The organism is Pseudomonas sp. WS 5532, assembly GCF_012985445.1.
GTDB lineage: Bacteria > Pseudomonadota > Gammaproteobacteria > Pseudomonadales > Pseudomonadaceae > Aquipseudomonas > Aquipseudomonas edaphica.
In genome coordinates this window covers 115,084-136,444 of sequence record NZ_JAAQWK010000011.1, presented here as the reverse complement: position 1 = coordinate 136,444, position 21,361 = coordinate 115,084, and the positions used below count along the sequence as shown (strand labels likewise).

The 21,361-nt window shown below is 59.4% G+C and carries 22 protein-coding genes; 5 read left to right on the top strand and 17 right to left on the bottom strand.

Annotated features, from left to right (window positions below):
- Positions 1-150: 150 nt before the first annotated feature.
- The gene (locus HBO23_RS19575; RefSeq protein ID WP_170039244.1) at positions 151-624 is read left to right on the top strand and encodes a hypothetical protein; all 474 of its coding nucleotides are present in this window, start codon (positions 151-153) and stop codon (positions 622-624) included.
- Positions 625-630: 6 nt separating this feature from the next.
- Here the strand turns inward: HBO23_RS19575 and hemN are convergent, their stop codons facing one another.
- The 16 genes from hemN to ccoN (HBO23_RS19495) form a co-directional block, all read right to left on the bottom strand.
- Positions 631-2,013 (bottom strand): oxygen-independent coproporphyrinogen III oxidase, encoded by a 1,383-nt coding sequence (hemN, locus tag HBO23_RS19570; protein WP_170039242.1) that lies wholly within the window; start codon positions 2,011-2,013, stop codon positions 631-633.
- Between the two features lie 103 nt (positions 2,014-2,116).
- Positions 2,117-2,800 (bottom strand): sulfite exporter TauE/SafE family protein, encoded by a 684-nt coding sequence (locus HBO23_RS19565; protein ID WP_017134805.1) that lies wholly within the window; start codon positions 2,798-2,800, stop codon positions 2,117-2,119.
- The gene (ccoS, locus tag HBO23_RS19560) at positions 2,793-3,005 is read right to left on the bottom strand and encodes a cbb3-type cytochrome oxidase assembly protein CcoS (protein ID WP_017134806.1); all 213 of its coding nucleotides are present in this window, start codon (positions 3,003-3,005) and stop codon (positions 2,793-2,795) included. Before ccoS ends, HBO23_RS19565 begins: the two co-directional genes overlap by 8 nt.
- Before the next feature lie 22 nt (positions 3,006-3,027).
- Positions 3,028-5,478 (bottom strand): heavy metal translocating P-type ATPase, encoded by a 2,451-nt coding sequence (locus HBO23_RS19555; RefSeq protein ID WP_170039240.1) that lies wholly within the window; start codon positions 5,476-5,478, stop codon positions 3,028-3,030.
- Positions 5,479-5,593: 115 nt separating this feature from the next.
- Positions 5,594-6,133: a FixH family protein gene (locus HBO23_RS19550; protein WP_017134808.1), complete on the bottom strand. Its 540-nt coding sequence runs from the start codon at positions 6,131-6,133 to the stop codon at positions 5,594-5,596.
- Positions 6,134-6,150: 17 nt separating this feature from the next.
- Positions 6,151-7,566, bottom strand: coding sequence for a cytochrome c oxidase accessory protein CcoG (gene ccoG / locus HBO23_RS19545; protein ID WP_017134809.1), 1,416 nt, complete (start codon positions 7,564-7,566; stop codon positions 6,151-6,153).
- Between the two features lie 207 nt (positions 7,567-7,773).
- Positions 7,774-8,184, bottom strand: coding sequence for a type II toxin-antitoxin system VapC family toxin (locus HBO23_RS19540; protein WP_170039238.1), 411 nt, complete (start codon positions 8,182-8,184; stop codon positions 7,774-7,776).
- Entirely contained in the window at positions 8,184-8,438 is a 255-nt protein-coding gene (locus HBO23_RS19535) for a type II toxin-antitoxin system Phd/YefM family antitoxin (protein WP_017134811.1), read from the bottom strand. Before HBO23_RS19535 ends, HBO23_RS19540 begins: the two co-directional genes overlap by 1 nt.
- A 169-nt stretch (positions 8,439-8,607) precedes the next feature.
- Complete coding sequence (gene ccoP / locus HBO23_RS19530) at positions 8,608-9,585, bottom strand: cytochrome-c oxidase, cbb3-type subunit III (protein WP_017134812.1); 978 nt, start codon at positions 9,583-9,585, stop codon at positions 8,608-8,610.
- Positions 9,582-9,767, bottom strand: coding sequence for a CcoQ/FixQ family Cbb3-type cytochrome c oxidase assembly chaperone (locus tag HBO23_RS19525; RefSeq protein ID WP_005790274.1), 186 nt, complete (start codon positions 9,765-9,767; stop codon positions 9,582-9,584). Before HBO23_RS19525 ends, ccoP (HBO23_RS19530) begins: the two co-directional genes overlap by 4 nt.
- Positions 9,768-9,772: 5 nt before the next feature.
- Positions 9,773-10,381 carry a cytochrome-c oxidase, cbb3-type subunit II gene (gene ccoO / locus HBO23_RS19520; RefSeq protein ID WP_053257425.1) on the bottom strand — a complete coding sequence of 203 codons (609 nt, stop codon included), beginning with the start codon at positions 10,379-10,381 and terminating at the stop codon, positions 9,773-9,775.
- Complete coding sequence (ccoN, locus tag HBO23_RS19515) at positions 10,381-11,823, bottom strand: cytochrome-c oxidase, cbb3-type subunit I (RefSeq protein WP_170039236.1); 1,443 nt, start codon at positions 11,821-11,823, stop codon at positions 10,381-10,383. Before ccoN (HBO23_RS19515) ends, ccoO (HBO23_RS19520) begins: the two co-directional genes overlap by 1 nt.
- Positions 11,824-12,271: 448 nt before the next feature.
- Positions 12,272-13,219, bottom strand: a complete 948-nt coding sequence (gene ccoP / locus HBO23_RS19510) for a cytochrome-c oxidase, cbb3-type subunit III (RefSeq protein ID WP_170039234.1) — start codon at positions 13,217-13,219, stop codon at positions 12,272-12,274.
- Positions 13,216-13,416 carry a cbb3-type cytochrome c oxidase subunit 3 gene (locus HBO23_RS19505; RefSeq protein ID WP_017134814.1) on the bottom strand — a complete coding sequence of 67 codons (201 nt, stop codon included), beginning with the start codon at positions 13,414-13,416 and terminating at the stop codon, positions 13,216-13,218. Before HBO23_RS19505 ends, ccoP (HBO23_RS19510) begins: the two co-directional genes overlap by 4 nt.
- 3 nt (positions 13,417-13,419) lie before the next feature.
- Positions 13,420-14,028: a cytochrome-c oxidase, cbb3-type subunit II gene (gene ccoO / locus HBO23_RS19500; RefSeq protein WP_017134815.1), complete on the bottom strand. Its 609-nt coding sequence runs from the start codon at positions 14,026-14,028 to the stop codon at positions 13,420-13,422.
- Between the two features lie 10 nt (positions 14,029-14,038).
- Positions 14,039-15,463 (bottom strand): cytochrome-c oxidase, cbb3-type subunit I, encoded by a 1,425-nt coding sequence (gene ccoN, locus HBO23_RS19495; protein ID WP_099548824.1) that lies wholly within the window; start codon positions 15,461-15,463, stop codon positions 14,039-14,041.
- Between the two features lie 79 nt (positions 15,464-15,542).
- Between ccoN (HBO23_RS19495) and HBO23_RS19490 the strand changes: the two genes are divergently transcribed.
- Complete coding sequence (locus HBO23_RS19490; RefSeq protein WP_236460284.1) at positions 15,543-16,235, top strand: alpha/beta family hydrolase; 693 nt, start codon at positions 15,543-15,545, stop codon at positions 16,233-16,235.
- Positions 16,236-16,319: 84 nt separating this feature from the next.
- Here the strand turns inward: HBO23_RS19490 and HBO23_RS19485 are convergent, their stop codons facing one another.
- Positions 16,320-17,885 carry a PAS domain-containing methyl-accepting chemotaxis protein gene (locus tag HBO23_RS19485; RefSeq protein ID WP_056861515.1) on the bottom strand — a complete coding sequence of 522 codons (1,566 nt, stop codon included), beginning with the start codon at positions 17,883-17,885 and terminating at the stop codon, positions 16,320-16,322.
- Positions 17,886-18,359: 474 nt separating this feature from the next.
- On the opposite strand from HBO23_RS19485, the gene HBO23_RS19480 reads away from it, so the two are divergent.
- Genes HBO23_RS19480 through wecB form a run of 3 tightly spaced genes read left to right on the top strand, consistent with a single transcriptional unit; the run spans position 18,360 to position 21,356 of the window.
- Complete coding sequence (locus tag HBO23_RS19480) at positions 18,360-19,214, top strand: SDR family oxidoreductase (RefSeq protein WP_170039232.1); 855 nt, start codon at positions 18,360-18,362, stop codon at positions 19,212-19,214.
- Positions 19,215-19,231: 17 nt separating this feature from the next.
- The gene (locus tag HBO23_RS19475; RefSeq protein ID WP_170039230.1) at positions 19,232-20,242 is read left to right on the top strand and encodes a polysaccharide biosynthesis protein; all 1,011 of its coding nucleotides are present in this window, start codon (positions 19,232-19,234) and stop codon (positions 20,240-20,242) included.
- Entirely contained in the window at positions 20,235-21,356 is a 1,122-nt protein-coding gene (wecB, locus tag HBO23_RS19470; RefSeq protein ID WP_170039228.1) for a UDP-N-acetylglucosamine 2-epimerase (non-hydrolyzing), read from the top strand. The genes HBO23_RS19475 and wecB overlap by 8 nt, the downstream gene beginning before the upstream one ends.
- Positions 21,357-21,361: the final 5 nt, after the last annotated feature.

Below are 21,361 nucleotides of genomic sequence, written 5' to 3'. Positions count from 1 at the left end.
TTAAATCCTTGTGGGAAAACACACATAAGACGTAAGGGTAACGCACCGGGGGACTGTGAGGCCAGCGTGTACAAAAAAGCAGCAAAGATATAAAGCTTTTTGTATCGGGGTCGATACAAGATCACAACTCAATAACCGTGGACCAGAGCCATGTCTTCCATCATGGGTGTCAATCCTTCAAGTATTCGTATTCCTGCTGCGCCACAACCCCAAAAGGACGCGGTGGCAGACAACACCAACAGCGCTTCGACACCGCAGGCCGATTCCGCGGCGGTCGAAGGTGTGGCGGTTACAATTTCCGGCGCGGCGATGAAAGCTGCGGCGGATGAGAAAACCTCCAACAGCGATATCGACGACAGCGGCCTGGCGGATAACGTCAAGAATCTGCTGAAGATGATTCGTGAGATCAAAAAGCAGATTGCCGAGAAGCAGGCTGAGATGGCTGCGCTGATGGCAGATAAAAACCTCAGCCCTGATCAGATGCGAGCCCGCCTCTCCGGTCTGCAAAGTGCGTTGAGCGCCTTACAAGCCAGCTTGGTTGGCATGCAGGCGTCTTTGACTAAGGCGATGAAAGACATGAGCGCGAGCGACGCAGCTAAGACCGCTGCCCTGGCAATGAAGTAGCTGCCCTTAGATCACCCGCGAGAATCGCTGCCTGTTCTGGTGCTCCAGGTAGGCATCGAACACCATGCACACCGAGCGCACCAGCAAGCGCCCGGCCGGTAAAACGCGAATGCCGTGGGCATCCAGTTCGATCAGGCCGTCGGCGGCCATTGTCTCCAGCTGTGGCCAGAGTTCGTCGAAATAGCCGCGAAAATCGATGTTATAGGCCTGTTCGATCCGCTCGAATGCCAGGCTGAAATTGCAGATCAACTGCTGAATTACTTCCCGGCGCAAACGATCATCCGTGGTGCAGACCAGGCCACGGCTGGTGGCCAGTTGCGCGCCGGCCAGTGCGTTCTGGTAGTGATTGAGGTCACTGCTGTTCTGGCAATACAGGTCGCCGATCTGGCTGATCGCCGACACGCCCAGCCCAATCAAATCGCAATGCCCGTGGGTGGTGTAGCCCTGGAAGTTACGCTGCAGCGTGCCTTCTTCCTGGGCCACGGCCAGTTCGTCATCCGGCAGGGCAAAGTGGTCCATGCCGATGTAGCGGTAGCCGGCACGGGTCAACTGCTCGATGGTGGTTTGCAGCATCAGCAGTTTTTCTTCCGGCGAGGGCAAATCGTCGGCATTAATGCGCCGCTGCGGCATAAAGCGCTCGGGCAGGTGCGCGTAGTTGAAGACCGACAGGCGATCCGGTTGCAGGTTGATCACCTCTTCGACGGTGCGCGCAAAATTCAGCGGCGTCTGCTTGGGCAGGCCGTAGATCAAATCAATATTGATCGAGCGAAATTGCAGGGTGCGCGCCGCATCGATCACCGCACGGGTTTCTTCCAGGCTTTGCAGGCGGTTGACCGCACGCTGCACCTCGGGGTCAAGGTCTTGCAGGCCGATGCTCACGCGGTTAAAGCCCAGTTCACGCAGCAGCCCCATGGTCGCCCAGTCGGCTTCACGCGGGTCGATCTCGATGCCGTAGTCGCCGGAATCATCATCGAGCAAGTTGAAGTGCTGGCGCAGGCGGGTCATCACCTGGCGCAGTTCGTCGTGGCTGAGAAAAGTCGGCGTGCCGCCGCCGAAATGCAGTTGCTCCACGGGCTGTTTCGGGTCCAGGTGGCAGGCCACCAGCTGGATTTCCTGCTCCAGGCGTTGCAGGTAGGCCTGGGCTCGGCCACGGTCTTTGGTGATGACCTTGTTGCACGCGCAGTAGTAGCAAATGTTTGCGCAGAACGGCACATGCACATACAGCGACAAGGGCCGTACGGCCTTGCGGCTGTCGCGCAGGGCGTGGAGCAGGTCGAAGGTGCCGACCTGGCTGTCGAATTGTACGGCGGTGGGGTAGGACGTGTAGCGCGGCCCCGCCAAGTCGTAGCGGTGAATCAGATCTGTGTCCCAACGAATGGCGTCGAGCATGCGGGCGGTCCCCGGGATTGGCTAGTGAGCCGAGTCTAGGGGCGCACCGCAGGTACCATCTTGATTTGCATCAACGGGGAGCGGCGCTATGCCACATGGCGATTTAATGGCCCATTAGCCAGTGTTGATGCGGGCCTGGCAACGTCCAAACGCCGAAGAGCATAACCAGCACGCCACCGGCCACACGCACGCTGCGTTTGCGCAGCACCGCCGTGACACGTTCCGCCGCCAAGCCAGTCGCCAGCAGTACTGGCCAGGTTCCAAGCCCAAAGGCGAGCATCAGCATTGCGCTGTCCAGCGCATTACCCTGGCTCGCCGCCCATAACAGCGTGCTGTAGACCAACCCGCACGGCAACCAGCCCCACAGCGCGCCCAGCAGCAATGCGCGTGGCAGGCTGGATACCGGCAGCAAACGGTTGGCGACCGGCTGTACGTAGCGCCACAGGCCGCGCCCCAGGCTTTCGATACGGGTGAGGCCGCTCCACCAACCGGCCAAGTACAAACCCATGCTGATCAGCAACAACCCGGCGAGCACGCGCATGAACATCGCCGCCGGGCTGTTGGCCACCGCCCAGCCGGCCAGGCCGATCAATAACCCGGCAGCGGCGTAGCTGAGGATGCGCCCCAGGTTATAGGCGAGCAGCAGGCGAAAACGGCGGCTGCGTTGTTCTTTGGGGATTGCCAGCGTCAGCGCGCCCATCAGCCCGCCGCACATGCCCAGGCAATGGCCGCCGCCCAGTAGCCCGAGGATCAAGGCCGAGACCAGCAATGGCGCCAACTCAAGCATGGGGTGGGTCTTTGGGCGGTTGCTCGGCCCGGTTGGCTTCGTCGACGCCCGCCAGGTGGTTCGGGTCCTGGTCGTCGAACAGCACGCTGTGGGCCGGGCCGTCGAGGTCGTCGTACTGGCCGCTGTCCACCGCCCAGAAGAAAATGTAAATGGCCACGCCGACTAACAGCAGCGCCGCCGGAATCATCACGTAGAGAGCTGGCATCGGTACTCCATGCCCACGCGGCTCAAGCCGGCAGCGGGCGGGTTACTAAGGTGGCACTGTTTGCCTGCGTGCTCGGCAGGCGAGTCAGGCGCAAGGCGTTGAGCACCACGGTCAACGAGCTGAGGGACATGCCGATCGCGGCCCAGATCGGGGTGATCCAACCGAGGGCGGCAAACGGCAGCATAAGGCCATTGTACAGCCCGGCCCACAGCAGGTTTTCAATGATTACCCGCCGCGTGCGCCGCGCCAGGGTAAACGCCTGCACCAGCGCGTCGAGACGGTTGGACAGCAGCACGGCATCGGCACTGGTTTTTGCCAAGTCGGTGGCTGAGCCCATCGCCACGCTGATATCGGCGGCGGCGAGCACAGGCACATCGTTGACGCCGTCGCCAAGCATCAGCACCTTGCGGCCTTGCTGGTGCAACTGGTGCAGCACCTGCAGTTTGTCGTCGGGGCGCAAGCCGCCCTTGGCCTCGTCAATCCCCAACTCAAGCGCGACACTGGCGACCATCGGCGAGCTGTCACCCGACAGCAACAGCGTACGCCAACCTCGCGCTTTGCACGCGGCCAGCAGGGCGGGCGCATCGCTGCGCAGGCGGTCATCGAGCACGAACCAGGCGAGGGCGCCTTCACGATCGCCCAGCAGCAACCATTGGCCTGCTTCGTCCGGCGAGGCGGGAATCGCGCAGCCGCTTAATTGGCACACAAAGCCCGGCTGGCCGATGCGCAATTGATGCTCGCCCACACGACCTTCCAGGCCTAAGCCTGGGAAACTCAGGACTTCCTCAGCGGCCAGCGGCGCACGCCCGAAGGCGCGGGCAATCGGGTGCTCGGAGCGGTTTTCCAGCGCGGCGGCGAGGCCCAGGCAGTCGTCGCTGTTCAACGTGCCCAACGGGCGGATGGCACGCAGGGCCAGGCGGCCTTCGGTCAGGGTGCCGGTCTTGTCGAAAATCACCGTGTCGATCTGGTTCAAGCCTTCCAGCACGTGCCCACGAGTGAGTAACAGCCCGAGTTTGTGCAATGTGCCGGTGGCGGCGGTGAGGGCGGTCGGTGTCGCCAGCGACAACGCGCAAGGGCAGGTTGCCACCAGCATCGCCAGCACAATCCAGAATGCGCGTGACGCGTCCAGTTCCCACCACAGCAGGCCGATCAGCGCGGCCGCGATCAGCGAGCACAGCAGAAACCATTGAGCAGCACGGTCGGCGATTTGCGCCAGGCGCGGTTTCTCGGCCTGGGCACGTTCCAGCAGGCGCACGATGGCAGACAGGCGGGTGTCATGCCCCAAGGCGCGCACCTCGACGGTCAGCGCGCCTTCGACGTTGAGCGTGCCGGCGGTAACCGCGTCGCCGACGTTGCGCGGCTGCGGCAGGTATTCGCCGGTGAGCAGGGACTCGTCAATGCTCGACTGGCCGTCGAGAATCACGCCGTCGGCCGGCAGCACGGCGCCTGGATGCACCAGTACGCGATCGCCTACGGCCAGTTCGCTGAGCAGGATGCGCTCGCTCTGACCATCACTTTTGAGGCGTAAGCATGACGCCGGCAGCAGGTTGACCAACTGCGCGGTGGCGGCGGCCGTACGCTCACGTGCCCGGCGCTCCAGGTAGCGCCCGGCGAGCAGGAACAGCGCGAACATGCCCACCGCGTCGAAGTACAACTCGCCAGTGCCAGTTATGGCGGTCCAGATGCCCGCCAGGTACGCGCCGCCAATCGCCAGGGACACCGACACATCCATGGTCAGGTGGCGCGTGCGCAGGTCGCGCAGGGCGCCTTTGAAGAACGGCGCACAGCTGTAGAACACGATGGGCGTAGTCAGAAACATCGCCACCCAGCGCAGGATCACGTGCAACTCCGGGCTCAGGTCAATATTGAATTCCGGCCAGGTCGCCATGGTCGCCATCATCGCCTGGAACCACAGCAGCCCCGCCACACCCAGCTGGCGCAAGGCCCGGCGGTTTTCGCTGGCCAATTGCTCGGCGGCGCGATCGGCCTGGTAAGGGTGGGCGGCGTAGCCGATATGGCGCAGTTCGCTGAGCACCTGGCTCAGCGGCAATTGCCCATCGGCCCAGCGCACGTGCAGGCGATGGTTGGACAGGTTCAGCCGCGCCTCGGCCACGGCGGGCAGGCTGCGCAAGTGTTTTTCGATCAGCCAGCCACAGGCCGCGCAGCTGATGCCTTCCATCAACAGGGTGGTTTCGGCCAGATCGTCTTCGTGGCGCACAAAGGGTTTTTGCACGTCGGCGCGGTCGTACAGCGCCAATTCGTCGACCAGTTGCACCGGCAGCGCCTCGGGGTTGGCCGAGGCTTCGCTGCGGTGCTGGTAATAGCTTTGCAACCCGCCGGCCACAATCGCCTCGGCCACTGCCTGACAGCCCGGGCAGCAGAGTTCGCGGCGCTCGCCGAGGATTTCGGCGGTGAACCGGCTGCCGGGTGGGACGGGCAGGGCGCAGTGGTAGCAGGGGGTTGGGCTGGTCATGGTGTGAAATCTATATCGGCTGGGAGGGCCTCATCGCGGGCAAGCCCGGCTCCCACAGGAGACCGCGATCCACTGTGGGAGCGGGCTTGCCCGCGATGCGCGAAGCGCAAGGGTTTTACTTTTTCAGGTCTTCGGCACCCTGCAACGGTTCATCACCCAGCAGCAAGTCCTTGTCGTGGCTGACCTCTTCTTCTTCGAACAGGCGCCAGGTCTTGTCGCCCTCCACGCCGAGCAATTCCACGAAGCGCCGACCCTCTACCTTGTCGGTGACCTGGCCGATGTAGCGGCCGGGTTCGCTGTCACTGCGGGTCAGGTTGATCTTGCGATCCTTCTGCGGCTGGGTCGGGGAAATCAGGTTCAGTTCCAGAGTGTTCGGGTTGCTGTAGCCCGTCAGTTGCAACTCGACTTCACCGGTCAACTCGTCCAAGTGCAATTTGCCGCGCAGTTGCAGGGTCTGGGCCAGCCGCTCACGGTCCAGGGAGCGGTTGATGCCTTTGCCGGCCTCGTAGTAGTTGTCGTTGACCAGGTTGTCCGGGTTCTTCACCGCAATGGTCACCATGGACAAGGTCAAGGTCACCGAGCAGGCCAGGATCCCAATGATGATCCAGGGCCAGAGGTGCTTGTACCAAGGGCTTGCGGCGGTAGCTGCGGGCATTGTTGTGCTCTCTGTTATTAGCGGACTTGTGGGCCGATGAATCGGCTCTTGGCTTCAATGTGGACGCTGTCGTCGTCGGCATCCTTGAGGATGAATTTCACCTCGTTGGTGCTCGATGGCAGTTGCTCAGGGGCGCTGGACAGCTCTACCGGCATCGTGAAGATCTCCCCGGCGGCGACCTTGATCTCGCGTCGGCCTTGCAGCTTGAGATCCGGCAGGCCCGAGGCATCGAGCACGTAAGTGTGGTCGCGCTGGTCCTTGTTCATGATTTTCAGGCTGTAGACGTTTTCGATGCGGCCTTCGGCGTTTTCGCGGTAGAGCACGCGGTCTTTGCTGACGTCGAAGCCCACCAGCGAGCGCATGAAAAATGCGCCGGCCAACAGGCCGATCATCGCCAGCAGCACCAAGGCATAACCGATCAGGCGCGGGCGCAACTTATGGGTTTTCTGCCCGGACAGGTTGTGCTCGGTGGTGTAGCTGATCAGGCCGCGCGGGTAGTCCATTTTGTCCATGATGTTGTCGCAGGCGTCGATACACGCGGCGCAACCGATGCACTCGATTTGCAGGCCGTCACGGATGTCGATGCCGGTGGGGCACACCTGCACGCACATCGTGCAGTCAATGCAATCGCCCAACCCCTGGGCCTTGTAGTCGATGCCTTTTTTGCGCGGGCCACGCACTTCGCCACGGCGCGGGTCGTAGGAAACAATCAGGGTGTCTTTGTCGAACATCACGCTCTGGAAACGCGCATAGGGGCACATGTAGATGCACACCTGCTCACGCAGCCAGCCGGCGTTACCGTAGGTGGCCAGGGTGAAGAACCCGACCCAGAAATACGACCAGCCATCGGCCTGGCCGGTGAAGAAGTCAAACACCAGCTCGCGGATGGGCGAGAAGTAGCCGACGAAGGTCATGCCGGTGACAAAGCCGATCAGCAGCCACAGCGTGTGCTTGCTGAACTTGCGCAGGAATTTGTTCGCGCCCATCGGCGCCTTGTCGAGCTTGATGCGCTGGTTGCGGTCGCCTTCGGTGACCTTCTCGCACCACATGAAGATCCATGTCCACACGCTTTGCGGGCAGGTATAACCGCACCACACGCGCCCGGCGTACACGGTGATAAAGAACAGGCCAAAGGCCGCCACAATAAGAATGCCCGAGAGCAGGATGAAATCCTGAGGCCAGAAAGTGGCGCCAAAAATGAAGAATTTGCGTTCCGGCAGGTTCCACCAGACGGCCTGGTGGCCACCCCAGTTCAGCCACACGGTGCCGAAGTACAACAAGAACAGAGCGGCGCCACCGACCATGCGCAAGTTGCGGAACAGGCCGGTAAAGGCGCGGGTGTAGATTTTCTCGCGCGAGGCGTAGAGGTCGACAGTGCTGCTGGCGTTTTTGGCAGGCGGGGTAACGTCATGTACCGGTATCTGGTTGCTCATCATTGCATCCCACGGCGGTGGAGATTTGCCTCGGCCAGTACGTGCCAACCGTGGTCAAATTGGGGGTGTTGCAGTGGCGTAATGATACGCCTCTAGTACAGCTGAACAGGTGCGACCTTTGGTCGCGTTGGGGGAAATCAATTGATGGTGTACGTGATCTGGATCAATTGACTTGTGAAGTATGGCCGGTTTTTGCCGCTAGGCAGGTCATTCGTCCCATGGATTGATCAGAGGCACACCGCTGGACATGAAGTCACTGACGTTGCGCGTCACCACGGTGAGCCCGTGCACCAAAGCCGTTGCGGCAATCAACGCGTCACTCTCGTTGGACTGGTCCGGCACATGCAGATGGGCACAACGCAGCGCAACGGCGGCATCAACCGGCAGTATCCTGGCATCGAACGCTGGCATCACGTGGAGTTTGAGCCATGTTCGTAACACTTTCCCCTGAACCGGGTCTCGGCGTTCCATGCGCAGTACACTGGTTTCCAATTCCTTCAGCGTAATTGCCGAGATGAACATGCGCGGAGCGATAACACTTTTTGCCCAGGCTACTACTCTAGCGTCGGCCTGGGGTTTGCGAAGTTCGGAGATTACGTTGGTGTCGAGTAGATACATCAAGAGAGGTCCACAGGTCGGTGGGTGATCACGGCGCGTTCGGTTTCGAAGTCGATTTCGGCCGCTTCCGGCATCACCAAGAGGTCAACGATGTCGACGTTCAAACCTGTCAGTTTCTGGTAGTCCTCAATGCTTAGCAGTACATGGGCAGGCTTGCCGCGATCGGTGATAAAAACCGGACCTTTACTGGCGGCTTTTTTGGCACCACTTGTGTCTTGATTGAATTCACGGCTGGAAATGGTAGTGATGGTCATGGGGTATTCCCCTTCGGCAAATTTAATGTAGTAACGTTACTACTTTTCGTCGGCGCGCAGCAAGTGCAAGGTTCCGAATGGTCATGCGCTGCAATCGCCCCAGCCCGGCAGAAAACCAGCCCCGCATAAAAAAGCCCCGCACTGCGGGGCTTTGTCGTTTGCCGAGAGCTTACTGCTCCTCAGCCTGCTTATCCCCATGGGACAGGCTGTAAACATACGCTGCCAGCAAGTGCACCTTGTCATTGCCTTGCAGCAACTCCTGCGCCGGCATCTGGCCCTGACGGCCATAACGAATGGTCTGCTGCAATTGCGCGAAGCTTGAGCCGTAGATGAATGCACCCGGGTGGGTCAGGTCCGGCGCGCCCATTGCTGGCGTGCCTTTACCGGCCGGGCCGTGGCAGGCCACGCAGTTGGCGGCGAACAGTTTCGCGCCGTTGGCCACGTCGGCCTTGGCGCCTTCCGGCAGTTTGCGGCCATCGAGGTTAGTCACCACAAAGCCCGCCACGTCGGCCACGCCTTGTTCGCCAATGACATCGGCCCAGGCCGGCATCACCGCATGGCGGCCTTTCATGATGGTTTCCTTGATGGTGGCTGGTTCGCCGCCCCAGCGCCAGTCGGCGTCGGTCAGGTTAGGGAAGCCGTAGGCGCCCTTGGCGTCGGAGCCGTGGCACACCGAGCAGTTGGAGGCGAACAGGCGGCCACCCATCTTCAAGGCTTGCGGGTCTTTGGCGACGTCTTCAATCGGCATTGCAGCGAATTTGGCGAAGATCGGGCCGAACTTGGCGTCCGATTTGGCCATTTCCTTTTCCCATTCGTGCACGCCGGTCCAGCCGGTCTGGCCGTTGGCGAAAGGGGTTTGCTTGTCGTTGTCGAGGTAGTTATAGCCCGGCAGCAGGCCTTTCCAGTTGCCAAGGCCGGGGTACAGCGCCAGGTAGCCGAGGGCGAAGATGATGGTGCCGACAAACAGCATGAACCACCATTTGGGCAGCGGGTTGTCGTACTCCTCGATGCCGTCGAACGAGTGGCCGACGGTCTCGTCCGTCTGCTCGGTGCGCTGGCCCTTGCGGGTCGACAGCAGCAGCCAGGTCAGGGCGAAAATGGTACCCAGACTGAGGACTGTGACGTACAGACTCCAGAACGTAGTCATTCTTTGTTACTCCTAGAAGCTTGCTCGACGTGCTTGATGGCCTCGGGATCATCTGCAAAGGGCAGCATGGTCGCGTCGTCAAACTCCGACTTGCGGCGCGGGCTGAACACCCACAGCGCCAGGCCGACAAAGGCCACCATCACCACAACGGTGCCCAGGCCACGAATCATCCCGATATCCATGAAGATCACCGTTTGCTTTTGATGATGGTGCCAAGGCCTTGCAGGTAGGCCACCAGTGCGTCCATTTCGGTCTTGCCCTTCACGGCAGCGGCTGCACCGGCGATGTCTTCATCGGTGTAGGGCACGCCCAGGGTGCGCAAGACTTCGAGTTTCTTGGCGGTGTCCTTGCCGTCGAGCTTGTTTTCCACCAGGAACGGGTACGCCGGCATTTTCGACTCAGGCACCACGTTGCGCGGGTTGTACAAGTGCGCACGCTGCCAGTCATCGGAGTAACGACCACCGACACGGGCCAGGTCCGGGCCGGTCCGTTTGGAGCCCCACAGGAACGGGTGGTCCCAGACGCTTTCCCCGGCAACCGAGTAGTGGCCGTAGCGTTCGGTTTCGGCACGGAACGGACGGATCATTTGCGAATGGCAACCCACACAGCCGTTGGCGATGAACACGTCACGGCCTTCAACTTCAAGCGCTGGGCGCGGCTTCATGCCTTCTACGGGTTTGTTGGTCACGTCCTGGAAAAACAGCGGAACGATCTGGGTCAGGCCGCCGATGCTCACGGCGATGACCATGAAGAAGGCCAGCAGGCCGATGTTCTTCTCGACTACTTCATGCTTCATCAGTGAGCTCCCACAACGGCGATCTTGGTGGCGGCTTCGGCTTCTACCGGGTCGGAAGCACGCACGGTGCGCCAGACGTTGTAGGCCATGAACAGCATGCCGCTGGCAAAGAACGCACCACCGATGGCGCGGACGATGTAGCCCGGGTGGCTGGCTTGCAGCGCTTCGACGAAGGAGTAGGTGAGGGTGCCGTCATCGTTGATCGCACGCCACATCAGGCCCTGGGTGATGCCGTTGACCCACATCGAGGCGATGTAGAGCACGGTGCCGATGGTGGCCAGCCAGAAGTGGGTGTTGATCAGCCCGACACTGTGCATCTGCGCACGGCCGAACAGTTTGGGGATCATGTGGTACAGCGCGCCGATGGAGATCATCGCCACCCAGCCGAGGGCGCCGGCGTGTACATGGCCAATGGTCCAGTCGGTGTAGTGGGACAGGGAGTTGACGGTCTTGATCGCCATCATCGGCCCTTCGAAGGTCGACATGCCGTAGAACGCCAGCGACACCACCAGAAAACGCAGGATCGGGTCGGTGCGCAGCTTATGCCAGGCGCCCGACAGGGTCATCATGCCGTTGATCATGCCGCCCCAGCTTGGCGCCAGCAGGATGATCGACATCGCCATGCCCAGCGACTGCGCCCAATCCGGCAGCGCGGTGTAGTGCAGGTGGTGAGGACCGGCCCAGATGTACAGGGTGATCAACGCCCAGAAGTGCACGATGGACAGGCGATACGAGTAGATCGGGCGTTCGGCCTGCTTGGGCACGAAGTAGTACATCATCCCCAGGAAACCGGTGGTGAGGAAGAACCCCACGGCGTTGTGGCCGTACCACCACTGAATCATCGCATCGGTCGCCCCGGCATAGGCCGAGTAGGACTTGAACCAGCTCACGGGCAGGGAAGCGTGGTTGACGATGTGCAGCATCGCCGTCACCAGGATGAAGGCACCGTAGAACCAGTTACCGACATAGATGTGCTTGGTCTTGCGCTTGACGATGGTGCCGAAGAACACCAGGGCGTAGGTCACCCAGACGATGGCGAGCAAAATCGCGATCGGCCATTCCAGCTCGGCGTATTCCTTGGTGGTGGTGTAGCCCAGCGGCAGGGTGATGATGGCGCCGAGGATTACGGCTTGCCAGCCCCAGAAGGTGAAGGCGGCGAGGCCATCGGAGATCAGTCGCGTCTGGCAGGTTCGCTGCACGACATAGTAGGAAGTGGCAAATAACGCACAACCACCGAAGGCGAAAATCACCAGGTTGGTGTGCAGCGGGCGCAGGCGGCCGAAGGTCGTCCAGGGCAAACCGAAATTCAATTCCGGCCACACCAGTTGCGAGGCGATAAACACCCCGAGCCCCATGCCAAGGATCCCCCAGACCACCGTCATGATGGCGAACTGGCGGACGACCTTATAGTTATAAGCAGTCGGACTGATTGCTGTGCTCATTCTAAGGTTCCACGGTTTAGGTTTTTTTATAGGTAAAATCGGCCGCAAGTATGTAGAAAGCGAGGGGCCATTGCAACGCAATGACTGACCTGTATCAATGCGTTCCGAGCCAGATTCTGCGCCCTTTCCATGTTTTACGTAGGGACAAAATCGGAAATGGAAAGCTGATCAAGTGGACAGGAATTTTCAGGGGCGCAACGAATACCGTCGCGTAGGCCAGGATTGGTCCACTGTGGGAACAAGCGTAGACCCGAAAGTGAGGAGGGGAAAGTTGGACTTGGGAAGGGTGCGACACTTGGCCGCGAGGTGAACCTGTGGCGAGGGAGCTTGCTCGCGCTGGAGTGCGTAGCGCTCCCAGGATTTTGGGGCCGCTTCGCAGCCCAGCGGGAGCAAGCTCCCTCGCCACAGTTAAGCGGGCCTCCCCTGATCAGGGGGAGGCATTCAGCAGTTACTCAGGTTGGCTTTCTGGCGTTGCGCCATCAGCGGTGTGGGACAAGCTGTACACATAGGCCGCCAGCAGGTGCACCTTGTCATTGCCTTGCAATACATCCTGCGCCGGCATCTGCCCTTGGCGACCATGGCGGATGGTCTGCTGCAACTGGGCCAGGCTGGTGCCGTAGATGAAACCGGCGGGCTCGGTCAGGTTCGGCGCGCCCATGGGCTCCATGCCGTGGCCTTGTGGGCCGTGGCACGCCACGCAGGTGGTGTTGAACGCGGCTTGGCCGGCTACCAGGTCGGCCGTGTTGTCAGCCGGCAATGGCAGCTTGGCCAGGTCATGCCGCACATAAGCGGCGACGTTCTTAACGCCGTCCTCACCGAGGATTTCACCCCAGGCCGGCATTGCCGCATGGCGCCCGCTCATGATCGTGGCCTTAATCGCCTCAGCCGAGCCGCCCCAGCGCCAGAGGTTGTCCGCCAGATTCGGGAAACCATACGCGCCCTTGGCATCCGAGCCGTGGCACACCGCGCAGTTGGAGGCGAACAGGCGCCCACCCATTTTCAGCGCCTGCGGGTCTTTGGCCACTTCTTCCACCGGCATGGCCGAGAATTTGGCGAAGATCGGCCCGAACTTGGCATCAGCCTTGGCCATTTCCTTGTCCCATTCCTTGGTCTGGGTCCAGCCGTCTTCATAGCCCGGCAACACGCCTTTCCAGTTGCCAAGGCCCGGGTAGAGGATCAGGTAGCCGACGGCAAACACCAGGGTGCCGGCGAACAGCATGAACCACCACTGGGGCAGCGGGTTGTCGTATTCCTCGATACCGTCGAAGGCGTGGCCCATGGTCTGGTCCACGCTGCCCTTGGTCTCGCCCTTGCGGGTGCCGATCAGTAGCCAGGTCAGGCCGATCAGGCTGCCGAGGGTCAGTACGCAGATCCATGTACTCCAGAAGGTAGTCATGGGCGGGTGCTCCTTGTTGCAGGCTCTTCTTGAGCGTCGGATGGAGAAGGTTCATCGGCAAACGGGAGCAGGCGGGCCTGCTCGAAGTCCGCATTGCGCCGGTTGTTGAACACCCACAGCGACAGGCCGATAAAGGCGATGGCGACCACCAGCGTGCCAAGGCCGCGGATGGTGCCCGCATCGAATTCAAATCCCATGGCTCACCTCTTGCTCTTGATGGCAGTGCCGAGCACTTGCAGGTACGAAACCAGCGCGTCCATCTCGGTCTTGCCCTTGAGGCTGGCGACGGCGCCACTGATGTCGTCGTCGGTGTACGGCACGCCGAGGGTGCGCATCACCTTCAACTTGGTCTCGGTGTGGCTGCTGTCGACCGGGGCCGTGACCAGCCATGGGTAGGCTGGCATTTTCGACTCCGGCACCACGTTGCGCGGGTTGTACAAGTGCGCGCGGTGCCAGTCGTCCGAGTAACGTGCGCCGACGCGTGCCAGGTCCGGCCCGGTGCGCTTGGAACCCCACAGGAACGGGTGGTCCCACACGCTTTCACCGGCTACCGAGTAGTGGCCGTAGCGCTCGGTTTCGGCGCGGAACGGGCGGATCATCTGCGAGTGGCACTGCACACAGCCTTCGCGGATGTAGATGTCGCGGCCTTCAAGCTGCAGCGCGGTGTAGGGCTTCATGCCTTCCACCGGTTTGTTGGTGACGTCCTGGAAGAACAGCGGGACGATCTGGGTCAGGCCGCCGATGCTCACGGCAAGCACCATGAGCAGCATCAACAGGCCGACGTTCTTTTCAATCGTTTCGTGTTTCATCATCGACTCCTCAGGCCAGCTGCGCAGTGGTAGTGGCTTCGACAGGTTGCGCCGAACGCACGGTGCGCCAGGTGTTGTAGGCCATCAGCAACATGCCGCTGAGGAAGATCGCACCGCCCACCAGCCGCACGATGAAGCCAGGGTGGCTGGCCACCAGGGTTTCGACGAAGGAGTAGGTCAAGGTGCCGTCTTCGTTGACCGCACGCCACATCAGGCCCTGGGCGATGCCGTTGACCCACATCGAAGCGATGTAGAGCACGGTGCCGATGGTGGCCAGCCAGAAGTGCGCGTTGATCAGGCCGAGGCTGTACATCTGCTCGCGGCCAAAGACTTTCGGGATCATGTGGTACAGCGCGCCGATGGAAATCATCGCTACCCAACCCAGCGCCCCGGCGTGTACGTGGCCGATGGTCCAGTCGGTGTAGTGGGAGAGGGCGTTGACCGTCTTGATGGCCATCATCGGCCCTTCGAAGGTCGACATGCCGTAGAAGGCCAGGGAGACCACGAGGAAGCGCAGAATCGGGTCGCTGCGCAACTTATGCCAGGCGCCCGAGAGGGTCATCATGCCGTTGATCATGCCGCCCCAGCTGGGTGCCAGCAGTACCAGTGACATCACCATGCCCAGCGACTGTGCCCAGTCCGGCAGCGCGGTGTAGTGCAAGTGGTGGGGGCCGGCCCAGATGTACAGGGTAATCAGCGCCCAGAAGTGCACGATGGACAAGCGATAGGAATACACCGGACGCTCGGCCTGTTTGGGTACGAAGTAGTACATCATCCCCAGGAAGCCTGCGGTGAGGAAAAAGCCTACCGCGTTATGCCCGTACCACCACTGCACCATCGCATCCGTCGCACCACCATAGGCCGAGTAGGACTTGGTCCAACTCACTGGCAGGGACGCGTGGTTGACGATGTGCAGAATGGCCACGGTGATGATAAACGCACCGAAGAACCAGTTGCCGACATAGATGTGCTTGGTCTTGCGCTTCATCACCGTGCCGAAGAACACCACACCGTAGGCGACCCAGACCACGGCGATAAGAATGGCGATCGGCCATTCCAGCTCGGCGTACTCCTTGGATGTGGTGTAGCCCAGTGGCAGGCTGATAGCGGCCAGCACAATCACAAGCTGCCAGCCCCAGAAGCAGAACGCGGCGATTTTCGGCGCGAACAGCTGGGTTTGGCAGGTGCGTTGCACCGAGTAAAACGAGCTGGCGAACAGTGCGCAGCCACCAAAGGCAAAGATCACCGCGTTGGTGTGCAGCGGGCGCAAACGGCCGAAGCTGGTCCAGGGTAAATCGAAGTTGAGCGCAGGCCATACCAATTGGGCGGCGAGAAAAACCCCGAGCCCCATGCCGACGATGCCCCACACCACCGTCATAATGGCGAATTGGCGGACCACCTTGTAGTTATAGGCGGTACTTAAAGTAGTGTTCATGGTTCCCCATCCACGGTTCAACCCAAGCAAATGCGGCACTTGGGCTGGAGTTATAGGCAGACTAAAAAGCGAGGCAAGCATGGGCAAAGAGCACAAGGCCAGTATTGACGGGGATCAATGGGCGCAGTGTGTACGGGAACATGGCTGGTTGTGGAATGCCGCGACGGGGTCTATCGCGCGTGCGCCGGCGACACTGATCCTGGCCCACGGCGCCGGTGCACCGATGGACTCAGCCTTTATGAACGACATGGCTGCACGCCTTGCCGGACATGGCGTGAACGTGTTGCGCTTCGAGTTCCCGTACATGGCTCAACGCCGCGTGGACGGCGGTAAACGCCCGCCGAACCCGGCGCCGAAACTGCTCGAATGCTGGCGCGAGGTGTATGCCGAGGTGCGACGTCATGTCGCTGGGACGCTGGCGGTTGGCGGCAAGTCCATGGGTGGGCGTATGGCCAGTTTGTTGGCCGATGAGCTGGGGGCTGACGCGCTGGTGTGTTTGGGTTATCCGTTTTATGCGGTGGGCAAGCCGGAAAAACCTCGAGTCGAACATCTGGCCGGGTTGAAGACGCCGACGTTGATTGTGCAGGGCGAGCGCGATGCGCTGGGTAACCGGGCGGCGGTGGAAGGGTATGCGTTATCGCCGAGCATCGAAGTGATGTGGCTGGTGGCGGGGGATCATGATTTGAAGCCGTTGAAGGCTTCGGGGTTTGGTCATGAGCAGCATTTGGAGGCGGCTGCGGTGAAGGTTGCTGGGTTTTTGGGCGCCTGTTAGGGCCCCATCGCAGGCAAGCCAGCTCCCACATTTTGAATTGTGAATACCTTCAAATGTGGGAGCTGGCTTGCCTGCGATAGCGATTTACCGGTTAAAACGCTCTACCAGCGAATACTGGGTATTGGCCGTATGCGTCAGCTCCTCACTCAATTGCGCCGAGTTCATCGCCTGCTCCGAGGTCTGATCCGCCAACAGCGCAATCGTGCTGATGTTACGGCTGATCTCTTCGGCTACTGCGCTTTGCTCTTCGGTAGCTGCGGCAATCTGCGTGGTCATGTCAGTGATATTGGCCACCGCCTCACTGATGCCCACCAGCGCCTGATCCGCCTCCATCACCCGCGCCACACCTTCTTCGGCCTGGCGATGCCCGGCGTCCATGGTTTGCACGGCCGCCGCTGCGGTGTGTTGCAGCTTGGCGATCAGCGTATGAATTTGTCCGGTGGACTCGGCAGTGCGCTGCGCCAGTTGGCGAACTTCGTCAGCCACCACCGCAAAACCTCGGCCCATCTCACCGGCGCGGGCCGCTTCGATGGCTGCGTTCAGTGCCAGCAGGTTGGTCTGGTCGGCAATGCCTTTGATCACATCGACCACACCGCCGATTTCATCGCTGTCCTTGGCCAGTTGGGTGACGGTCACACCCGTCTCGCCCACGGCCACCGACAGACGCTGGATCGCCTCGCGGGTTTCCCCGGCGATGTCGCGGCCGCGACCGGTCAGGCGATTGGCTTCCTGAGTGGCGTCCGCCGTGCGCTGTACATGGCTGGCGACTTCCTGAGTGGTCGCTGCCATCTGGTTGACCGCCGTGGCTACTTGTTCGGTCTCTACACGCTGGCGTTCCAGGCCGCTGGAACTGTTATGCGCCAAGGTATTGGACTGCGCCGCTTGGTCGTTCAGGTGTTCAGCCGTGTCTTGCAAGCGTGTCAGACAGGTCTTCAGCCGCGCTTCCTGGCTGAGAATCGACATCTCCAGCCGCGCCTGCGCGCCTCGGCTGTCGGTGTACATCTGCGCGATCAACGGGTCAGACGTGGTCTGCTCGGCCAAACGCAGCAAACGCTTGAGGCCGCGCTGCTGCCAGCTCAGGCCCAGCAGGCCCAGTGGCACCGACAGGCCCGCCGCCAGGGCAAAACCCCAGTGGGAATTGAGCGATGCACCAATCATAAAGCTCAGCTGGCTGACCAGGATAAACGGCAGCCAGTCCTGCAACACCGGCAGCCACTTGTCGCGCTGCGGCACGGCGGACTTGCCCTGGTTGATGCGTTGATAGAGCGCTTCGGCCCGGCGGATCTGCTCGGCGGTGGGCTTGATGCGCACCGATTCGTAGCCGATCACCTGGTTGCCGTCGAAGACTGGCGTCACATAGGCGTTAACCCAGTAGTGATCGCCGGTCTTGCAGCGGTTCTTGACGATGCCCATCCATGGCAAGCCTTGTTTGAGCGTGGACCACATGTGCGCGAACACAGCCGACGGAACATCCGGGTGACGCACCAGGTTGTGCGGCGCTCGGACCAGTTCGTCGCGGGTGAACCCACTGATTTCGACGAAAGCGTCGTTGCAGTAGGTGATCACACCTTTGGCGTCTGTGGTGGAGATCAACCGTTGCTGAGCGGGGAAGGTACGTTCGCGCTGGGTAACGGGTTGGTTATTACGCATGGTTGTTCAATCCGCAAGGCTTTCAGGGGTTATCGGCCGTGGCGAGGCTTTATTTAGCCTATTTTTGTAATAGTTAGCAGGTAGGCCCACCGCACCGCCGATCTAGTCGTCAGGCGCATGCGGTGATGGCTAAAGGCTATTCCGCCGCCGCTGGCGTGCTCGTCTTTTTTGTTTCTAGTTTTATTATTGTAAGATTTTCTTTAGCATAGGCGGGTTGGTGCCTAGCGCCAAAAAACCTTATGGATTGCGGTCGTAGCGACGATTTCGGAGTCTCCTTGCCTGAGGATCGGCTCTCGCGAAGCTTGCGGTTTGGGGTGAGCAGAAAACATCAGGCGGTCACGCGAACAATGTGTATCGCGCGTTGTCCGTTAGGAGTGATGTTTTTTGTTACACCTTTGAAGGCTTCAACAGACGTGTCTGTTCACGTTAGAGAGTGAGCGGCTTTGTAGTAGCAGGGAAGTGGAGGTTGAAGCAATGAAAGTTATGGTTTTGGGCGTTTCCGGGATGCTGGGTAACGCGGTGTACCGCGTGCTGTCCGATAATCCTGGTTTGAATGTTTTTGGTACCGCGCGTAGCGAAAGTGCTCGTAATCACTTTTCGCCCGCGTTGGCCGAGAAGTTAGTATTCGGTGTTGATGTTGAAAGCCACGATTCACTTATAAAAGCATTCGGCAGTATTCAGCCGGATGTTGTCGTTAACTGTGTAGGCTTGGTAAAGCAGCTCGCCGATGCCAATGACCCCCTCTTGGCCGTTCCCATCAATACACTGCTACCTCATCGATTGGCCGCCCTGTGCAAAGCCACTGATGCACGTCTGGTACATGTGAGCACTGACTGTGTTTTTTCCGGCACGAAGGGCGGCTACCTCGAATCAGATTTTCCAGATGCCTATGACCTGTACGGTCGCTCCAAATTGTTGGGCGAAGTTGATTATCCCCACGCGATTACATTGCGCACCTCGATCATCGGTAAAGAGTTGTCCGGGAACCGCAGCCTTGTTGGGTGGTTCCTCGCTCAAGAGGGTCAAGTGAAGGGCTTTACGCGGGCGATATTTTCCGGCTTGCCCACGATGGAACTCGCCAGGCTAATAAATGACTATGTGCTGCCTCATCCTGAGCTGCACGGCCTCTATCACGTGTCTGCTCAGCCGATCAACAAGTATGACTTGTTGGGATTAATTGCTGATGTGTATGGGAAAGATATCGAAATACTACCGTCCGATGAGCTGTCTATTGATCGCTCGCTGGACTCGAGTAGGTTTCGAATGGCGACAGGCTATGTGGCCCCGGAGTGGCCGGCGCTGGTCAAGTATATGCATGATTTCAATTAAATTTCAGGTGTCTGGCGATGTTCGATAACAAAGTTTTGATGATCACTGGTGGTACAGGCTCGTTCGGTAATGCTGTCTTGAATCGTTTTCTCAAGACGGATGTGAAGGAAATTCGCATCTTCAGTCGTGACGAAAAGAAACAAGAAGATATGCGAATTGCGTTGAATAATCCGAAGCTGAAGTTTTATATCGGCGACGTGCGCAATTACGACAGCATTCGAGATGCGATGAAAGGCGTCGATTATGTCTTTCACGCCGCAGCACTCAAGCAAGTGCCGTCTTGCGAGTTCTACCCGATGGAAGCGATACGCACCAATGTTTTGGGTGCGGAAAACGTCATGAAGGCCGCCATTGATAACAATGTCGACCGAGTTATTGTACTGAGTACGGACAAGGCGGTTTACCCAATCAATGCAATGGGTATCTCCAAGGCCATGATGGAAAAACTCATGGTCGCCAAGGCGCGGATGCAGGGCAATGGCGAAACGGTGTTCTGCGCCACTCGCTACGGCAACGTCATGGCCTCGCGAGGCTCTGTGATACCGCTTTTCATCGAGCAGTTGAAAGAAGGTAAGTCGATTACCATCACTGACCCGACCATGACCCGTTTCCTGATGTCTCTTGAGGATTCCGTGGACCTGGTATTACACGCATTTGAGCACGGTCGCCAAGGTGATATTTTTGTTCAAAAGGCGCCGGCATCGACAATTGAAGTGCTTGCCCAAGCGTTGAAGGAACTGTTCGAAAAAACCAACGAAATTCGCGTCATCGGCACACGTCATGGCGAGAAGCTTTACGAGTCGCTCGTGTCTCGTGAGGAACTGGCAAAAGCAGAAGACATGGGCCAGTACTATCGCGTTCCGGCCGATAACCGGGATCTCAACTACGCTAAATTCGTCGTGGAGGGTGAACTGGGTATTGCCGGTTCCGAAGACTACACGTCTCACAACACTGTTCAGCTCAATGTTGATGGTGTCAAACAATTGCTTCTAAAACTGCCGTACATTCAGGGGCAACTCAATGCTTAAAGTGATGACCATTGTCGGGACGCGTCCTGAGTTGATCAAAATGTCCCGGGTGATTGCGGAGTTTGATGAGCATACTCAACACATCCTGGTGCACACCGGGCAAAATTTTGACTATGAGTTGAACCAGGTTTTTTTTGATGACCTGGATATTCGCAAGCCTGATTATTTCCTCGGTGCGGTTGGCAGTAACGCCGCACAAACCATTGCCCGCGTCATTGAAAAAGCCGATGAAGTGATGGAGGCCGAGAAGCCTGACGCATTACTGTTGTACGGTGACACTAATTCGTGCCTGTCGGTCATTGCAGCCAAACGTCGTAAGATTCCGGTATTTCATATGGAAGCCGGTAATCGCTGCTTCGACCAACGTGTACCGGAAGAGCTGAACCGTAAAGTCCTGGATCACCTGAGCGATATCAACCTTGTTCTGACGGAGCACGCGCGTCGTTACTTGCTGGACGAGGGAATCCCGCCGGACCGTATTATTAAATCCGGTTCCCATATGCAGGAAGTGCTTGAGTACTTTAAGCCCAAGATTGCCAAGTCCGAGATTTTGCAAAAACTCGAATTGAAGCCTAAAGAGTTCTTCATCGTCAGCGCTCACCGCGAAGAAAACGTTGATACACCTGCCAACCTACAGGACCTGCTCAATACCTTGCAGGCGCTGGTTGAAGCCTATGACAAACCAGTAATCGTTTCCACCCACCCGCGTACTCGGCAGCGTCTCGAGGCTCTGGGCATGGATGGGTTGGACGCGAGAATCCAGTTTCTCAAACCGTTCGGATTCTTTGATTACATCCGTTTACAGATGGAAGCGTTTTGTGTGTTGTCAGACAGCGGCACGATCACCGAAGAAGCGTCTCTACTGAACCTGGCCGCCATCACTATCCGTAATGCTCACGAGCGTCCTGAAGGTATGGACCAGGGAACGCTGATTATGAGCGGTTTGAAAGCCGAACGCGTCCTTGACGCCGTTCGTATCGTCACCAGCCAACACCAAGACGCCGTCGCGCCGCGCATCGTTCCGGATTATGAGGGTGGCATTGTTTCACAGAAAGTTTTGCGTGTTGTAATGAGCTACGTAGACTTTATTAATAGGACAGTTTGGTCCAAGTGATTGGA

What these genes read in the sequence shown, in the direction of transcription:
- HBO23_RS19575 (WP_170039244.1), top strand. Translation starts at nt 151, where the DNA reads ATGTCTTCCATCATGGGTGTCAATCCTTCAAGTATTCGTATTCCTGCT.
- hemN (WP_170039242.1), bottom strand. Translation starts at nt 2,013, where the DNA reads ATGCTCGACGCCATTCGTTGGGACACAGATCTGATTCACCGCTACGAC.
- HBO23_RS19565 (WP_017134805.1), bottom strand. Translation starts at nt 2,800, where the DNA reads ATGCTTGAGTTGGCGCCATTGCTGGTCTCGGCCTTGATCCTCGGGCTA.
- ccoS (WP_017134806.1), bottom strand. Translation starts at nt 3,005, where the DNA reads ATGCCAGCTCTCTACGTGATGATTCCGGCGGCGCTGCTGTTAGTCGGC.
- HBO23_RS19555 (WP_170039240.1), bottom strand. Translation starts at nt 5,478, where the DNA reads ATGACCAGCCCAACCCCCTGCTACCACTGCGCCCTGCCCGTCCCACCC.
- HBO23_RS19550 (WP_017134808.1), bottom strand. Translation starts at nt 6,133, where the DNA reads ATGCCCGCAGCTACCGCCGCAAGCCCTTGGTACAAGCACCTCTGGCCC.
- ccoG (WP_017134809.1), bottom strand. Translation starts at nt 7,566, where the DNA reads ATGAGCAACCAGATACCGGTACATGACGTTACCCCGCCTGCCAAAAAC.
- HBO23_RS19540 (WP_170039238.1), bottom strand. Translation starts at nt 8,184, where the DNA reads ATGTATCTACTCGACACCAACGTAATCTCCGAACTTCGCAAACCCCAG.
- HBO23_RS19535 (WP_017134811.1), bottom strand. Translation starts at nt 8,438, where the DNA reads ATGACCATCACTACCATTTCCAGCCGTGAATTCAATCAAGACACAAGT.
- ccoP (WP_017134812.1), bottom strand. Translation starts at nt 9,585, where the DNA reads ATGACTACGTTCTGGAGTCTGTACGTCACAGTCCTCAGTCTGGGTACC.
- HBO23_RS19525 (WP_005790274.1), bottom strand. Translation starts at nt 9,767, where the DNA reads ATGGATATCGGGATGATTCGTGGCCTGGGCACCGTTGTGGTGATGGTG.
- ccoO (WP_053257425.1), bottom strand. Translation starts at nt 10,381, where the DNA reads ATGAAGCATGAAGTAGTCGAGAAGAACATCGGCCTGCTGGCCTTCTTC.
- ccoN (WP_170039236.1), bottom strand. Translation starts at nt 11,823, where the DNA reads ATGAGCACAGCAATCAGTCCGACTGCTTATAACTATAAGGTCGTCCGC.
- ccoP (WP_170039234.1), bottom strand. Translation starts at nt 13,219, where the DNA reads ATGACTACCTTCTGGAGTACATGGATCTGCGTACTGACCCTCGGCAGC.
- HBO23_RS19505 (WP_017134814.1), bottom strand. Translation starts at nt 13,416, where the DNA reads ATGGGATTTGAATTCGATGCGGGCACCATCCGCGGCCTTGGCACGCTG.
- ccoO (WP_017134815.1), bottom strand. Translation starts at nt 14,028, where the DNA reads ATGAAACACGAAACGATTGAAAAGAACGTCGGCCTGTTGATGCTGCTC.
- ccoN (WP_099548824.1), bottom strand. Translation starts at nt 15,463, where the DNA reads ATGAACACTACTTTAAGTACCGCCTATAACTACAAGGTGGTCCGCCAA.
- HBO23_RS19490 (WP_236460284.1), top strand. Translation starts at nt 15,543, where the DNA reads ATGGGCAAAGAGCACAAGGCCAGTATTGACGGGGATCAATGGGCGCAG.
- HBO23_RS19485 (WP_056861515.1), bottom strand. Translation starts at nt 17,885, where the DNA reads ATGCGTAATAACCAACCCGTTACCCAGCGCGAACGTACCTTCCCCGCT.
- HBO23_RS19480 (WP_170039232.1), top strand. Translation starts at nt 18,360, where the DNA reads ATGAAAGTTATGGTTTTGGGCGTTTCCGGGATGCTGGGTAACGCGGTG.
- HBO23_RS19475 (WP_170039230.1), top strand. Translation starts at nt 19,232, where the DNA reads ATGTTCGATAACAAAGTTTTGATGATCACTGGTGGTACAGGCTCGTTC.
- wecB (WP_170039228.1), top strand. Translation starts at nt 20,235, where the DNA reads ATGCTTAAAGTGATGACCATTGTCGGGACGCGTCCTGAGTTGATCAAA.